Source organism: Thauera aminoaromatica S2 (assembly GCF_000310185.1).
Classification (GTDB): Bacteria; Pseudomonadota; Gammaproteobacteria; order Burkholderiales; family Rhodocyclaceae; genus Thauera; species Thauera aminoaromatica.
In genome coordinates this window covers 1-16,515 of the sequence record NZ_AMXD01000039.1, presented here as the reverse complement: position 1 = coordinate 16,515, position 16,515 = coordinate 1, and the positions used below count along the sequence as shown (strand labels likewise).

The window sequence follows — 16,515 nt, the reverse complement described above, 5'->3', positions numbered from 1 at the left end:
GGGATTGGTCGTTTCGGCCTCATTCTCCCTCCGTTCCGAGCGCGACGGGGGTGGGGGCGATGCGGACCAGGCTCTCTTCCCCGTCCTCGCGGGGCGCTCCGGCAGCCGGCGGGGCGAGATGGATGTCGGCGAGCACGCGCTCGGTGTACTCGACCACGCTCGCCAGCGGGCCATCGGGTCCGCGCACCTCGTGCGAGGCGCGACGGTCGATGACTAAGCTGTCGGTGGCGATCAGGTTGCGATCGAGCGCCAGGGCGAAGGGGGCCCCGCCGGAGTAGAGCTGCACGTCGTAGCCCTGCAGGCGGAAGTTCTGCTGGTCGATCAGCAGCCGAGTTTGCGGATTGGTGACGACCATGCGCTCGCCGACCTGGAAGCGATCGACCTGCAGGGTGCCGAGGGGCAGGTCGAGCCGGCCGGTTCGAGCGGCGATGTCCTCGAAGTGGAATCCGCCCGGGCCGCTCAGCGTCAGGTCCGCGACCGAGGCCATCCCGCCGCCATGGCCCCCGATGGAGCCGACGATCGGCGCGCCACCGCTGGCGAAGACCCGGGCGACGATGTCGTTGCCGCCCAGTCGCAGGCTGCGGCCGGCGTCGAGACGATCGATGTCGAGGCGATCGCGCGCGCCGAGGTCGACGTCGCGGGCGTCGATCGAACCGATGCGAGCGTCGCCGTTCTCCACCCGGAGCCCGAGGTCGCGCGCGTCGATCGAGCCGATCTCCGCATTGCCACCCTGAACGCCGAGTTCGACGTCGCGTCCCGCGATGGCGCCGACGCGCAGGTCGCCGCCATCGGCCGCGAGCCGTACGTCCTCGGTCACGCTGGTGACGGAGTCCGCACTGATCGAGCCGGCGGCGCGGATGTCGATCTCGCGTTCGGCGCGTACGTCACCCATGGCCAGCGAACCCGGCGAGTCGAGGTGGATGAGGCCGCCGGAGTCGGCGTTGAAGTGGAGCACGTCGATCTCGAGCGGGTTGCCGCCGATCTGGCCGCCGGCACGGATCGTCAGGGTGGCGGCGGGGGCGGTGCGAGCGATGATGTCGAGGCGCTTGTCGCCACCGTCGAGCACGCTGCCGAAGGCGTCGATGAGGATCGCGCTCTCGGTCGGGTTGCCGGTGAAGATGCCGGTGATGACCGCGTCGCCACCGCTGCGGGGCGCGTCGGGTGCAGCCTGGTGGCCCACGGTGCGCAGGTCGATGGTGCCGACGTCGACCTGGATGCGCGCCGCGTCTGCGCCGTCCGCCGATTCCTGCATCAGCAGGTCGGAAGCCTGCAGGAACACGCCGAGGGTGGTGGCGTGGATGTCGGCGAACGGGGTCAGCACCATGCTGGCGCCGGACACCAGGCTGATCGGGCCCGGCCCGGTGACGCGGCCGTCGATGAACATGAAGGTGGCCGAGGACAGCGCGACGGCGTCGCCCGACGTGACATTGGCGATGTTGAAGAACTCGCCCATCGGCCCGTTCAGGTGCGCACCTTCGCCGAAGCGAGCGGTGCTGGCGGAGATGCGCCCGTCCTCGTGCGAGACCGCGACATCGAACGGATTGACGGACGAGCCGATCGCCCCCGTGCGCGAAGCCAGCGCCACATTGCGCGCGAGCAGATTGAGCTCGGGCGCCAGGGGCGCCTCGGTGAGCTGGAAGTCGAGGATGGCGCCGCTGGCGTCGAGGCGTACGTCGCCGAGCGCGAACACCGTGTCGACGAAGAGGCCCGACTCGGCCGCGACCCAGGCGTGCCCACCGGCGCGCAGGATCAGGCCGGCGTCGGGCGAGGTGAGCTGGATGCCGAACGGGGTCAGGAACAGCCCGTCGGGGTCCAGCGTTCCGCCGATGCCGGCGCTGGCGGCCTCCAGGATGAGGCGGCCGCCGCTCTTCACGTTGACCGCGTCGGTCGCGCTGGCGAGACCGCTGAGGCCGCCCGCCACCTTGATCCGCGTCTCCCCGCCGGCGACGATGCGGTCGATGCGCAGGTCCTGCTCGGCGCCGATCAGGACATGGCCGCCCGCCCGCGCGCTCAGCGCGCCGTCGGGCGCGACCGCGAGGTTCACCGCCTGCGGCTGGCGCAGGGTGACGATGCGCGGGTTGTCCGGGTCGTCGACCTGGGCGTCGCCGCGTTCGGCCGCGGCCAGCGCGGCGCGCTCGGCCTTGCTCAGGGTGTCGATGCCGGCGGTGGTGTCGATCACCAGGTCCGGACCATAGGCGCCGATGTCGCCGTCGGCGATGAGCGTGACCTTGCGGCCGACGACGTTGGGTTCCTGGATCGTGGTGACGGTGTCGGTGACCTTCTTGATCAGGCCTGCGCCGACCGACAGCAGCAGCTGCGCCTCGGTCCAGCTCGAGCCGCGGGTGATCGCGGCACGCTCGGCGTCGGTGGCGACGTAGCGGAAATCCTCGTCGAAGGCGGTGGTGTAGCCGCCGACCTCGGCGTGCAGCGCGTGGTACTGCGCGCTGCGGTTGGCGGCGAAGGCGGCGATCTCGGCGTCGCTCATGCCCGAATCGGCGAGCACCCGGCGCTCGGTGGCGGTGGGCACGTACTGGTATCCCGGGTCGTAGGCCGCGCCGCCGTCGGCCTGGCGGCCGCGGAGCTGCCAGTACAGGCGGTAGTTGTTGCTGCGACCGTTGGCGAAGGCGGCGACCGCCTCCTGTGCCTTGGCATCGGCGCCCACCGCGACGCCGTCGTTCGGGTCGGGGTCGGCCTTCACGCGCAGGCGCAGCTCGTCCCACAGCGCGGCGAGCTGGTCCTCCGTGCGCGTGTCGACCGAGCCGTAGGGGTTGTTGTCGATCGCGCTGCCGCTGGTGCGGATGCGCACGTCGCCCGCGCCCGACTCCACGCCGATCAGCAGCAGATCGCCGGTATAGGTGCCTGCTGCCGCCGGGTCGGGGTCGGCCTCGTTGGCGAGGTGGATGTTGCCGCGCGCGCGCGCCGACAGGCCGTGGCGGGCGAGCACGTCGGGGTCGAGGCTGGTGCTGTCGCCGCTGCGGATGCGCAGCGGCGTGCCGTTGCCGGCCTCATCCAGCGTGCCGATGCGGCCGTTCTCGGCGACCAGGTCGATGCGCCGCGCCTGCACCAGGGCGTCGGCATCCTTGGCGAGGATGTCGCCGGCGGACTCCAGGGTCACCCTGTCCACCCCGGCGCTGCCGATGCGGCCCACGTTCAGGTTGCCCACCACCTGGTCGAGGTGGATCGAGCCGCTGGTGGTGTCGGCATGGACCACGCCGCCTTCGAGCTGGCGAATGCGCAGGGCCTGCTGCGGCTCGCCCGCGGGCGTCGTGCTGCCGATGCCGGTGCCGGCCGACAGCTCGATCGTGCGCCCGCCGACGGTGGCGGTCGCGTTGCCCTGCGACAGGTGGCCGTCGGTGTCGACCGAGGTCGTGCCGCTGCGGTTGTTGAGGCTGCCGGCGAGCACCACGTCGCCGACGGAGTCGATGGCGATGCGGGCGGTGTCGAAGCCGATGTACTCGATCGGGATCGGGTGGTCGGCGCGTACGCTGCCGGTGACCGTGGTCTTGTTGCCGGTGGTGACGAAGTACTGCATGTAGTACGTCGCATTGGCGCACAAGGTCCACCAGTTGCACTTCTTCCAGCTCGCCCCCTGGGTGACGGACCGGAAGCCGTTGACCGTGGTCGTCGTGGGCACGAACGCGTCCGGGTTGGTCAGGCTCTGCACGCGCAGGAACTCGCCCTGCAGCAGCGGATCGAGGGTGTTCGCGGTGGTGCCGACCCTGTACTGGTCCTGCACCGGGGCCGCGGTGATGCCGAACCAGCCGTTCTGCGAGTACAGGTACTCGTCGGTGCGCACGGAGTTGAAGCCGGTGGCCATCACGTAGCGCAGGTTGGTCGTCGGCGTGTAGGCATCGACGCCGCTGCGCGCCTCGCCCGCCGCGCGCGTGAAGGTGCGCGGCGTGCCCGGCACCGTGTCGCCACTGGCGTCCACCGACAGGTCGGTGATGACGATCCTGCCTTCCGCGCCGCGCCCGGCGTCGAGCGTGTTCACCCGCAGGGTCTTGCCGCTGTCGTTACGCACCTCGATCTGGCCGTAGCCGTCGAGCACGCGCAGCTTGCCGCCGCCGGCCTTGGTGTTGAAGATCTGCCCGAACAGCTCGATGTAGCCGCCCTGCACCTGCACGCCGGCGAGCTCCAGGCGGTCCTCGCGCGCGTTGTAGTTGACCGTCACCTGCGTCCATTGCCCCTGCTGCGCGGACGTGAGGCCGCTCACCGAGGCGTTGGAGAGCTTGAAGAACTCGGCGCCGGGCTGGGCGCGCGCGCTCGGGTCGAGCGCTTCGTACCAGGCCTTCGCCGTGGCGAGGTCGACGCTGCTGCCGTCGGGCAGCTCCACCTGGGCCTGCGCGGGGACGTGCACGCCCCACTCGGGGAGGCCGCTCTGGATGGTGCCGTTGATGTTGAGGTAGCGCGCCGCGACCAGCACGCTGCCGTTGGCGACGATGCTGCCGCTGCCGCTGGTGTCCTGCACGATGGAGCGGGTCCCCCCCGAGCCGACCACCTCCTTGAGCGGCGAGGTGGCCACGTGGGTGAAGCTGTCGGTGTAGCTCTGCACGAAGTCGCCGTTGAGGGCCTGCACCTCGACGCTGTTGGCCGCGATCGACGCGGTCTGCTCGAGCCGGATGCCGCCGGCCTCGCTGTGGATGCCGACCAGGCCGCGCAGGTTGGTGATCGCGTCGGTGAGCACGATGTCGGGGGCCACCGGCGCCACGCCGGCGCCGATCGCGCGCGTGGCGTCGGCGTCGTCGAGCGGATTGAAGCGGTTCTCGACCAGGATGGCGGGGGCGTCGCTGCCCGCCTCGGCGGTGACGATCCGCGCGAACGCGGCCGTGCCCGCGCCGCGGTTGATCGCGGCGATGCCGGCGTTGTCGCGCACCTCCACGCCGTTGAAGACCAGCCGGCCACCCGCGTCCGAGGCGATCTCGAGCTTGCCCAGAGTGAGGAAGGACGGCCCCTCGTTGATGATGTGGATGCCGGCGTCGCCCGGCGCGTCGAGCTCGCCGGTGCCGGTGAGGCGGTCGGCGCGCACGTCGATGTCGCCCAGCCGGGCCACGCTGTCGCCGATGCGCAGGAACTTCGCCTGCAGGCCGGCGCCGCTGGCGTCGCCGTAGTCGCCGGCGGCGATGCCCTGGCGGATCTTCCCGACCGTGGTCTCGAGGCTGCCGATCTCGGTGTTCACCGCGGCGATCTGGGCATTCTTGGCGTCGAGCGGCGCGTTGTTGAGCGCGATCTGCTGGTTGTTGGCGGTGATCGCGCGGTTGTTGGCGTCGATGGCCGCCTGCCGGGTGGCGACCTGGCCCCGCAGGGCGGCGAGATCGGTCGCGTAGTCGTCGTCGTCCGGATCCAGCGCCGCGATCTGCGCGTTCAATCCCGTGATCTGGTTGCCCAGCGTCGTGTTTTGCGCCGTCCGCGTGCCGTTGTCCTCGTCGAGTGGCTGGTTGAGCGTGGCGACCTGGCCCTCGATCGTGGTCTTCTCGGCCTGCAATTGCGTGCGCGTGGTGCGCAGGCCGCCCAGCTGTCCATCGAGCGCGCCCACGCGGTCCTCGGCCATCTGGCGCGGATTGCTGTCGTTGAAGCCGGGCTCGTCCGGGTTGCCGCCGAAGCCCATCTCGTGGAGTTTGTGCTCCAGGAAGGAGATCTCCGCCCGGTAGGCCGCGGTGGCGATCGCCGCATCGCTGGTGGTGTCGCCCGGGCCTACCGCATAGTCGCGGATCAGCGCCCGCAGGGTCTCGATGCGCGCCAGGATGTCCGCGTAGATGTCCTGCATCCGTGTCGATGCGATGCCGATGCCGTCGGTCTGCTCGATCACCGAACCGTCGTAGTCGATGTGCAGGCGCTGCCTGCGCTCGATGCCCACGCGCACGGTGCCGCGGACGTCGACCGTGCTGTCCTGGCTTACGCCGGAGCGTCCGGTGCGGGTCTCGAAGGAGACGTCGCCGCCGCCGAAGAGGTTGCTGAACCAGCTCGCGATCGCCGCCAGGGTCTCGCGGTAGATGTCCTTGCCGATGCCCACGCCCGAGGCGCTCGCCGAGCCTTCCACGGCGTGCAGGGCCACGTTGCGCACCGCGGCCACGTCGGCGCCGGCAGCGACGCTCACCGCGCTGCGGCTGGTGACGAAGGCGTCGGCCACCGGGTCGCGGTTAACCGGGATCGCGGTGTTGTTGAAGACGTCGGTGCGCGCGCTCGCGCCGAGCGCGTTCGCGGTGCCGTCGCTCGCGGCGCCGGCCGCCAGGCGGATGTTGCGTTCCGAACGCAGATCGGCGTCGCCGATCTCGATGCGGTTATCGCCGTCGTACACCGCGGTGCTGCTGCCCTCGGGGGCGACGCCGACCAGGCCGTAGACGTCCACCGCGCTCTGCGAATGGAGATTTGCGCTGGTCCGCGAGCCCATCGCGATGTCGCTCTCGCCCGTGGTCTCGACGTGGGCGCCGTCGCCGACGCGCACGGTCGCGGCCGGGCGTTCGCCCGCGTTGCAGGCGGCGTGCTCCGGCGGGCACACGGTCGACACGACCGACTCGCCGCTCGCTGCCGACACCGCGCCGCCCGAGGCCATCTTGACCCGGTCGCTGGCACCGATCTCGTTGCGCGCATCGACGCGGATCCCCGGCGTGGCGGCATTGCCGCTCGTGGAGAGAACGGTCGCGCCCGCGCCGATCCCGGCGAGCGTGTCCGCGAGCAGGATCGTGCGGCTGCCGGCGGCGGGGAAGTCGGCGAGCCCGCCCGAGCTCGACTCCACGTTCCAGTCCGGGCGTGCCAGGCCCGTGCCGGCGAGCAGGCCGGCAGGCGCCCCCTTGCTCAGCGTCGTGCTGGCGTCGAGCTGCACCGTTCCGGCTTCGATCTCGCCCTCGGCGCCGATCGTCGCGGTGGTGGTGGCGCGCGCGAAGTTCTCGGTCTGCGCGCCGCTCACGCCGACCAGCGACGCGTTGGTGTTGCTCATCCAGGCGTCGAAGCTGGAGCCCTGCGTCGCCGCGAGCGTCAGGCTGTCGACCGCGATCGTCGCCGGGTCGCCGGGCTGACGCGCGGCCTTGCTGCCGGTCGTGGCGCTCGTCCTGCTCACGGTCGTGGTGTAGCTCGCCGAGAACGGCACCGAGACCAGCCCGCCGGCACCGGCCACACCGTAGGCATGGTTGGTGGCCTGGCCGTCGGCCAGCACGTTCAGCGTGCCGCCCTCGACCCGGACATGGTCGCCGAGCGCGGCGTGGCTGTCGGTGTTCGAGCCCGCGCTGGCGGTGTTGGCGCCGACCGCCACGAAGCCCGCCGACACCCCGGACACGTAGGCGAGTTGCGAGTGCGTGTTATCCGTCCGTACGGTGGCCGTATCGCTGATCTTCAAGGTGCTGTCGTCGCCAAGCTTCGCGTTCACCGCAGCGTCGTTCAAGGCGGTCGAGCGCGATGCGTTCGCCCCCACCAGCAGGCCGCCGGCAGCGCCGCTGGCGCTGGCGAAGGCACTGCGTCCGCCGCTCGCTGGCAGCGCCTGGTGTGCGGCCAGCGTGAAGTCGGTGGCGTCGATGAGGCTGCGTTGCCCGATCGTCGCGGAAACCGTGGGCGACATGGTCGCGGTGGCGATCGAGGCGCCGACCGCTCCGCCCAGGCTCACGTTGATGCCGGTGGCGTCGGCGCGTGCACTGCCGGCGCTGTTCGCGTCGACCTCGACCATACGGGCGACCTCGATCCGGGCGTCGTCGCCGATCGTCGCGGAGACGCGGGTGTCGACCACGGCGTCGGCCACCGTGCCGCTGGCAGCGAGGCCGAGCCCGCCCTTGGCGGCGAGCGCGGTGGCGATGGCGGTGTGGCTGGCGTCTGCGAGCACATGGAGTTCGCCGACGGTGTCGCCCGCGACCTGGCCGATGGCCACCTCGTTGCCAATGCTGGCGGTCGCGCCGCCCTCGACCGTGCTGCCGGTCACCGAGGCGCCGGCCGCGACCAGGCCGACGCTTACGCCGGTGGTCCCGGCTTCCAGCCTGCGGGTGTCGTCGGCAGCGATGTTCACCGCGTTCGCGCGTTCGATGGCGACCTCGTCGCCGAGGCCGGCATGGACATCGCTCGTGGAACTGATCAGCGCCACGGCAGCGTCGACCGCGACGATGCCGCCGGTGCCGGCGAACGCGGTCACGTCCACATCCTCGTCGAGCGCCGCGGTCAGGCTCACGCTGCCGGCGGCGCCGGCACGCAGGGTGCTGCCCCGGCCGACGGAGGCGAGGGTGTCGTTGTCGAAATCCGCGACCCCCACGCCGGCGCCGAGGCCGATCGCGCCGATGGCGAGGGCGCCGTCGAGCGCATCGAACTCGACGTCCGTGCGTGCATCGAGGTCGATGTCCCTGCCCGCCTCGAGGTCCGCATTCTCGCCCACGAAGGCGGCGGTACCGGCGGGCAGGGTGCGGGTTTCCGCCGCGGTGAGGCGGCCGCTCGCGGCGAGCGCGCTGCGCTCGTCGGCCACCCGATCGGCGGCGTCGCCGATGCGGCTGTCCTCGTAGCCGCCGAGCAGGCTGCCGATGCTGCCGTCGGTGGCCTGGCCATCGACATAGCTGCCGGCATCGTCGTCGCCGGACTCGAGCCGGCCCTGCGCCTCGTCGCCCAGCCCGCCGCCCACGGAATACACGCCGACGCCGCCGGCGAGCGCGCCGATGCCGCCGGCGGCACTCACCACGTAACTCTCGATGTCGGTCTTCGCGAGCGCGTTCACCCCGATGTCGCGCCTGGCGCCCACTTCGGCGCGGTCGCCGATCCACGCGGTGGTGTCGTTGCGGATCACCCCCACATCCACGCCGCCGGCGATGCCGGCCGCGCCGACGCCGAGCGCGCCGGAGACGTTGAAGAGTTCCATCTTGTTGCGCGCACCGACGTTGACGTCCTGCGCCGCGTCGGCAGCGCCGCCGCCCTGATTCACCCTGGCATCGGCGCCGATCCAGGCCGCGGTGTCCGAATCCACCGTCGCCACCGACACCGCGCCGGCGAAGCCGAGGTAGAGCCCGCCCGCGGCGGCGGCCGAGACGGTGAACAGATCCTCGCTCGACTCCGCCTGCACCTGCACGCCGCGCGCCGTGGCGGTCTCGTCCACGCTCTCGCCCGAGCGCACCACCAGGTCGGTGGTGTCCTTGCCGAGCGCATCCACCACCGCACCCTCGCCGATCCAGGCGCGGGTGTCCTTGTCGATCAGGGTCACGCCCACGCCGGCGCCGACTCCACCGCCGCCGATGCCGAGCGCGATCGTGCCGGCGACCAGGGTGGTGTCGGTGTGGTCGTCCGCCGTCACGCTCAGGTTGCCGCCGGCGGCGACCTGCGCCTCGTCGCCGATCGAGGCCGAGGTTTCGTTGTCGAAGCTCAGCACCGACACGCTGCCCGCCACGCCGACCGTGCCCGAGGCGCCCAGGCTGGCGCTGATCGACACCACCTCCTGGCTGGAGGTGGCGGCGACCTCGACGTCGCGCTGCGCGTTCACCGCGCTCTGGTCGACGATGGCCGCATGAGTGGCGTGCTGCATTGCCGCCACGTCGGCGCCGACGCCCACGCCGACCGTGCCCGAGGCCGACAGTGCGCCGGCGATGCCGAGGTGGAAGCTGTCGTTGCCGGCGGCGACGCGCACCGATTGCGCGGCGTTGGCACCGGTGTTGTCGGCATTGACCTGCACCCCGGTGTGGCTGGCGCCCTCGGCGAGTTCGATGCTGCCGATCGAGGCGCGGGTGTCGGTCTGGTGCACCGACACTTCGCCCGACAGGGTCACCGCCGCGGTGCCGGCAGCGGCGCCGGTAACTGCGTAGCCCTTGATGTCATCGCGATTCAGCGCGGTCACCGCGAGCCCGCGATGGGCGCTGGTGCTCGCGCTGCTGGTGCGTGTGGCGTCGAGCGCCGCGCTGCCGCCGGCGAGGTCGTTCTCGCCGTCGGAGGGGGTGATGCCGGGGGCGGCGACCTCGCCTTCACCCGCAGCCGTGGCCGCGTAGTCGATGTCGAAGCCGCCGTCCGCCACCTGTGCCGCGGCGGCGTTGCCGAGCGCGCTCGCCGCGGCGCCGTCGTCGATCCAGGCGTGGGTGGTCTTGTCCACCACCGCGACCGCCGCGCCGGCGCCCACCGCCGCGGTCCCCGCCGCGCCGATCGCGCCGGCGAGCAGGTCGAGGTCGCTGTCGGCGTCGGCCGCGATCACCAGGTTGCCGTCGGAGAACAGCGCGCTGCCCGTCTTCACCGAGGCGAGCGTGTCGATGTCGAGCACCAGCACCGAAGCCGAGCCCTGCACACCGGCCGTGCCGCCCGCGCTCAGGCCCACGCCCACCGAGCGGATCGCCTCTGCGCTGCTGGCGCCCACCGCGAGGCTGTCGCCGCTGCGGGCGATGACGCCCTCGCCGATCCAGGCCGCGGTCTCCTTGTCGATCACCACCACGTCGGCGGCGCCGCCGACGCCGGCGGTGCCCCCGATGCCTACCGTGCCGACGATGGACAGCAAGTCGGTGCGGGCGTGCGCGTGCACCGCAAGGCTGCGGCCCGCAAGGGCCGCGCCGCTCACGCCCTGATTGATGCGTGCGCCGTCGCCGATCCACGCGTAGGTGAGCGGGTTGTAGTCGTTCACCGCCGCGGATGCGGCTACGCCCGCGGTGCCGCCGCCGGCGCCGCCGACGACGACCGAGATGACATCCTGCACCGCGGTGCCGCGCACGCCGATCGCGCCCGCCGCGGCGACGTCGGCCGCGGCGCCGATCGAGGCGCGAGTCTGGTTGTCGACCAGGAAGGTGCCGGCGGATACGCCCACCCCGGCGGTTCCGCCCACGCCGGCCACCCCGGCGACGCCGAGGGCATCGAAGGTGTTGCCCGCGTCGACGTCGATGGCGCCGTCGCTGCGCAGGAAGCTGCGCGCGCCGGTGGCGGCCTCGACCTGGTTCTCCGAGTCGATCAGGCTCAGCACGCCGCCCACGCCGGCCTTGCCCGCGGCGGCCGCGCTCGCGGTGACCGCGGCGAGATCCATCGCGGCCGTGGCGTCGATGTCGATCGCGGCGGACTGCTCGATGCGCGCGTCCGCGCCGATCGTGGCCCGGGTCTGGCTGCGGTTGACGATGTCGGCGCTGGCCAGGCCCACGCCGACCTTGCCCGCGGCCGACACGCCGCCGGCGAAGGCGGTCGCGGAGGACTGGTTGTCGGCTTCCAGGTCGACCGTGCCGTTGGTGTTCACCCGCGCGCCGTCGCCGATCGTGGCCTCGGTGCGTTCGTCGAAGACATTCACCGAGAACGAGCCGGTGACCGCGACCTGCTCGCCGCCGGCGCCGGCGATGGTCTCGGTGTAGTAGTTGCTTTCGCCGAGCAGCACCTGCAGGTTGGCCTCGGTGAAGCGGTTCTCGAGGTCGTCGAGGATCGTCCAGTCGAAGCTCGGCGAGCTGTTCAGCAGATGGTTGCGCCCGGCGAGCTGCAGCCCGGCCGCGGTGACCTCGGCCTGTTCGCCGATCCAGGCATGCTGGCTGTTGTTGGCGCGCAGGATGGCGATCGAGGCGCCGACGCCGACCTTGCCGGCGAGCGCCGCGCTCCAGGCCTTGGCCGCGAGCTTGCTGGTGTTGTCCGCGGTGATGCTGACTTCGCCGGCGTACTCCCCGGTGGTCCGATCGCCGATGCGGACGCCCTCGCCCAGCGAGGCGGAGGTGGTGGACTGCGACCATGCCACCGCAAGTGCGCCCGCGATGCCGACCTTCTCCGCCCCGGCGCCCGCCACGCCTTCTGCGGCGAGCTTGTTGGCGAACTCCGCCGAGGTGTTCTGCGACGATCCGGCGGCAACTTGCACGCCCGCCGCGTCCGCGACCAGCGTGCCGTCGCCGATCGTGGCGGCGGTGTCGTTGCGCGCGATCGCCAACCCGACACCTACACCGATGCCGACCTGGGCGCTGCTCTCGAGCTTGGACACGTCCAGGGTGTTGCCCAGGCCGCGGGCGCTGAAGTCGCTCTGGTTGTGTGCGCCGATCGCGAGTTCACCGCCGACGTCGAGGCGGACGGCAGGGTCGCTGTCCGCCCCCTGCGCACGCCCCACGTCCGCGCGCACGTCGTCGTCCATGACCACCGCGCCCACCGCGGCCGCCACCGCCAGTTTGTTGCTGTTGCCGGTGGTCTGGGTGCCCTCCTGGGCGTCCTGGTTGTCCTTCAGGGTCGAGCTGGTGCTGGCCTTGTCGCGCTCGGCGGCGGTGGTGTCCTCCTCGGCCTTGCCGCCGGCGGCGCTGGCCTTGGCCACCGCCTCGTAGCTGCGCGTGGCGTCGGCGTCGATGGTGAGATTGCCCTCCTCGCCGCTGGTGGTCGTCTGCAGCGAGCGCTGCAGGCTGGCGGTGGTCGTGGTCGTGCTGAGCACGATCGCGCCCGAGGCGCCGATGCCGACCTTTTCCGATTCGGTGTCGCCCGTCGCCTCGGCCTCGTGCTCGCCGGTGGAGGTGGCGCGGATCTCGACGGCGCCGGCGGCGACGATTTCGGTGCCGGCCTCGACCACGGCGGCCGTGTTCAGCTTGAGGTCGGACAGGGCCACGGCGGCGTCGAGCGCCACGCTGCCCGCAGCGCCTGCCTCGGCGGTGGCGCGGGTGTCGCTGCTGGCGTTGGCGATCACACGCAGCTTGTCGAGGTCGGTGATCTCGGCGCCGCGCCGGATGCGTGCCCGCACCTCGTCCTCGCGGAAGAGGTTGAGCGCGACCGAGGCACCGACGCCGAAGTCGCCGCCGTCGACCGGCTCGTCGGGCAGGGCGGTGGCGCTGGTTTCCGTGGTGCTGCCGGCTTCGAGCTCGACATCGCCACCCTCGGCGTCCGCGCGCGCGCCTTCGAGCACCTCGGCGCGGGTGTGGGTCTCGAGCAGGTTGAGCGCGAGCGCGCCGGCGATGCCGACCTTGCCCGCGCCGGCGCCAGCCTTCGCGCTCGCGCTGAAGCGGTTTTCCTCGTCGTCGCCGAGGATTTCCGTGCCGGCGTTTACGGCGATGCCGTTCGCGGTCACCTGAGCGTCGCCGATCCAGGCCAGGGTGTGGGTCTCGATGCTGTTGACCGCGGCGGCGGCGCCGATGCCGACCGTCGCCGTGCTCCCGGCCGCGCTGCCATCGGCCTCGGCTTCGGCGTCGGTGTTGCTCCAGGCCTCGACCGCGAGCCGGCCGCCGGCCTGCAACTCGATGGCGCTGGCGACGTAGGCCTCGCTGCGGCTGTCGAGCGCGTTCACCGCGACCGCCGCGGCCACGCTGAGCTTGCCCTCGCTCGATTCGGCCGAGCCCGGCTGCTGGGTCTTGCTCGCGCTGCCGTCCTTCTGCTTGTCCTGGGCGAAGCCGGACTGGCGCTGGACCTCGAGGTCCACGCCGTCCTCCGCGCTGCTGCCGTCCTCTTCCTCGCCCTTGCCGCCCTTGGCGCTCGCGCTCGCAGTCGCCGAGCCCTTGTGGGCGTTGTGCGCGGCCACTTCGATCGCGCCCGGGGTGAACACGTCGCGCTGGATGCTTGCGCTGACGCGCTCGGTGAGCACATTGACCGCCACGGCGATGCCGATCGCGGCCTTCTCGCCCTCGGCGCTGCCCTTGGCCGAGGTTTCGACGGTGCTGGAATGGGTGGCGGTGACGCCGACCTTGGCGCCGGCCTGCACGCGTTCGCCGCTGCCGATCACGGCATGGGTCTGGTTGTCGACCACCGCGACCGCGGCCACCGGGGTGGCGGCGATGCCGCCCTCGGCGCCAGCCTCGGCCTCGGTGTGGACGAGGTAGTCGCCGACGGCCTCGACCGTGACGGCGCCCGGGTTGATCAGGCGCGCGCCGTTGGCGAGCTCGGCGCGGCTCTCGTTGGCGACGACGTTGACCGCCACGGAGGCGCCGATGCCGAGGGTGTCGCCGCTGGCGGTGGCGTCCTCGGCGGGGGTCGCGCTGGCCGAGGATTCGCTGCGGTGATCGCTGCCGATGCGGACGGTGCCGCCCTTCGCGTCGGCGCTGCCGGTGATGCGGGCGCGGCTGCCCGCGTCGATGACGTTGAGCGCGAGCGCGCCGGCCACGCCGACGTCGCTGGCACCCGCGCCCGAGGTGGCGGCGGTGGTGAAGCCATTGATCTCGTCGCCCGTGGGCAGGGTTGCCACGACCTCGATGCCCTGTGCGTCGGCGCTGCCGCCGATGCGCGCCTCCGCGCTCGTGCGCGCGAGGTTGAGCGCGACCGCCGCGCCGACGCCGACCGCAGCGCCGGTGCTGCTGCCGTCGGCGACCACGTCCGCCTGGGTCAGTGCCTCGCTGCCGACCGCGAGCATGCCCTCGCTGGTGGCCGCCCGGGTGGCGTCGAGCGCGGCCAGGGTGGTGCTCTCGAGGTCGCTCACCGCCACCGCCGCGGCGACGCTGACACTGCCGTCCGAGGTCGAGGCCTCGTCCTCGTAGTCCGCGAGCGTCCCCTCGGTCTTGCTCGTGCCTGCCGGCTGCGGGCTGGCGCCGCCGGCCGCGGCCTTGGCCGAGGTGGTGACGCGGGTATCCGACTGCGCGTGCACGCCGACACCGATCTTGCCGGCCAGGCGCGCGTTGTCGGCGGTGCGCGCGCGGGTGGTGCTGCGCACCACGCTGACCGCCACGCTGCCGCCCACCGCGCTGCTGCCGGCGGCCGAGGCGTCGACCGCCGCGTCCACCGTCGTGCGGTTGCTCGCGACGAGCTCGGTCTTGTCCGCCGTGCTGGCGAGCTCGGCGTTGCCGAGCAGATCCACGCTGGCGGTGGTGTCGGCGATGACGATCGCCGCGCCGGCGTCGGCCGGCAGCGCGCCGAGGTCGGGCAGGCCGGGACGGGCGTCGATGGTCGTGGTGGTGGTGGCGCCGAGGCGGGCGGGACCGGCGCTGGTGATCCGGGTGTCGCCCTGGACGCGCACGCTCGCCGCGACGTCCACATCGACCACCGCCAGCGGCACGACATCCGGGGTGGCGATGGCGGCGGTGGCGGTGGCCTCGAGGGTGGCGCGGCCGCTCGCCTCCAGCGTGGATCCGTCCACCTCGATCGTCGCGCTCGTGGTCTTGGTGACCAGCGGCGCCAGCGTGCTACGGTGTTCCGCGCTCGCCTGCAGGTGCAGGTCGCGGCCGGTGAGGGTCGCGCCGCTCGCCTCGATGCGCGCCGCGGTGTCGGACAAGGCGTCGAGCGTGCCGCCGACGGCCTGCGCCTGCAGCGTCACGTCTCCGCCCGCGTGGGTGTCGCTGCCCGCGGCGAGCAGCTTGCCGCCGCTGCCGATGCGGATCGTGGGCGCACGCAGGGCGATGTCGCCCGAGGCGGCGATCGACACGCCGCTGCGCAGGCTGGCGTCGTCGCCGACGTTCACCCGGCGCGAGGAGACCGTGCCGGTGAGCTCGATGCCGCTGTCGCCGACGATTTCGATGCGGCCCTGGTTCTCGACCACCGCGCCGCCCGTCGCCAGGCCGTGCACGTTGACCACGTCGCTGAAGTCGGGGGCGCCGCCGGCGAACTTCGCGCCGCTCAGCACCTTGCCGCCCACCGTGATCGAGCCTGCGGACAGGCTGACCTGCTCGGTGGCGTTGACCTCGCCGTCGATGCGGATCTCGGCCGCGGTGTTGCGCGGCGCGCGGCCCTCGACCAAGGCGGCGGCCGAGGCCTCGGCGCCGCCCGGGGCGTCGAAGAAGTCGTCGACGAAGCGCTGGCTGGGCGTGGACACGTGCAGGCTGCCGACGTTGACCTTGCCGCTCGGGCCGACGACGACGCCGTGCGGGTTGGCGAAATAGACCTTGCCGCCGATCCGGCCTTCCTTGATGGCATTGAGCATGCCGTCGATCGTGGTCTTCTGGTCGCGCACCAGATTGATGAGCGCGGCGGCGCCGTCGGGCAGGTGGAGGTTGGCGGTCTCGCCGCTGCCGACATTGAAGCGGCTGAAGGAGTTGACCGCATTGCCGTTGCCGAGGAGGCGGTCGGTGTTGCGGACGTCGGCGGCGTTCGTGCCGAGCGGGCTCACGCTGGTCGCGGTGCGGCCGTCGGGGACGATGTCGACCGCCCACGCCAGCTCGGGCACCAGGCCGTGGCTGACGATCAGCGCGCAAGTGACATGGACGACGATTTCCTTCAGGCGCGGCGCAGCTGCGACCGGCTCGGGCTCGCGATGGTGATGCATGGCTTGTCTCCCCCCAGCCCCTCTTGTCGAGGGCGCGGAGCCGCGCTTCAGGTCGGGGCTCCACCATGCTTTCCGCGCACGCCTGAAGACGTGTCCGACTTGCCGGAGAAAGACTCCAGATCAACTCATATTGGGTTGCCGACTTGTCGGGAGCAAGTTTTTTTTGTCCTGGGTCAAGATCCGCCCAGGCCGCATGGGGATTGCACGGCGGTGCAGGCTCAGCTCGCCAGCCGCGATGCGGCGAGCAGGGCGAGGTAGATGGCGAGCTCGCTCGCCTGCTGGGTGGCGCCGAGCAGGTCGCCGGTGTAGCCGCCGAGCCGGCGCTGAAAGAGGCGCGCGCTCCACGTCGTCACCGCAGCGGCGGCGAGCAGGGCGCAGAGCGCGGCGGCGGGTGGCAGCAGCAGCAGGGGTAGCAGGCCGCTGGCGACGGCCAGCGCGAGCCCGGCCGGTGCCAGCGGGCGCGCGAC

2 protein-coding genes are annotated in these 16,515 nt (G+C 72.5%); both read right to left on the bottom strand.

The features are described from left to right. Nucleotides 1-19 precede the first annotated feature (19 nt). Nucleotides 20-16,048 carry a leukotoxin LktA family filamentous adhesin gene (locus C665_RS08140; RefSeq protein WP_004305069.1) on the bottom strand — a complete coding sequence of 5,343 codons (16,029 nt, stop codon included), beginning with the start codon at nt 16,046-16,048 and terminating at the stop codon, nt 20-22. A 218-nt stretch (nt 16,049-16,266) separates the two neighbouring features. Then, a partial coding sequence (locus C665_RS08135) for an adenosylcobinamide-GDP ribazoletransferase (RefSeq protein WP_004305067.1) occupies nt 16,267-16,515 on the bottom strand: 249 nt, incomplete at its 5' end.

What these genes read in the sequence shown, in the direction of transcription:
- C665_RS08140 (WP_004305069.1), bottom strand. Translation starts at nt 16,048, where the DNA reads ATGCATCACCATCGCGAGCCCGAGCCGGTCGCAGCTGCGCCGCGCCTG.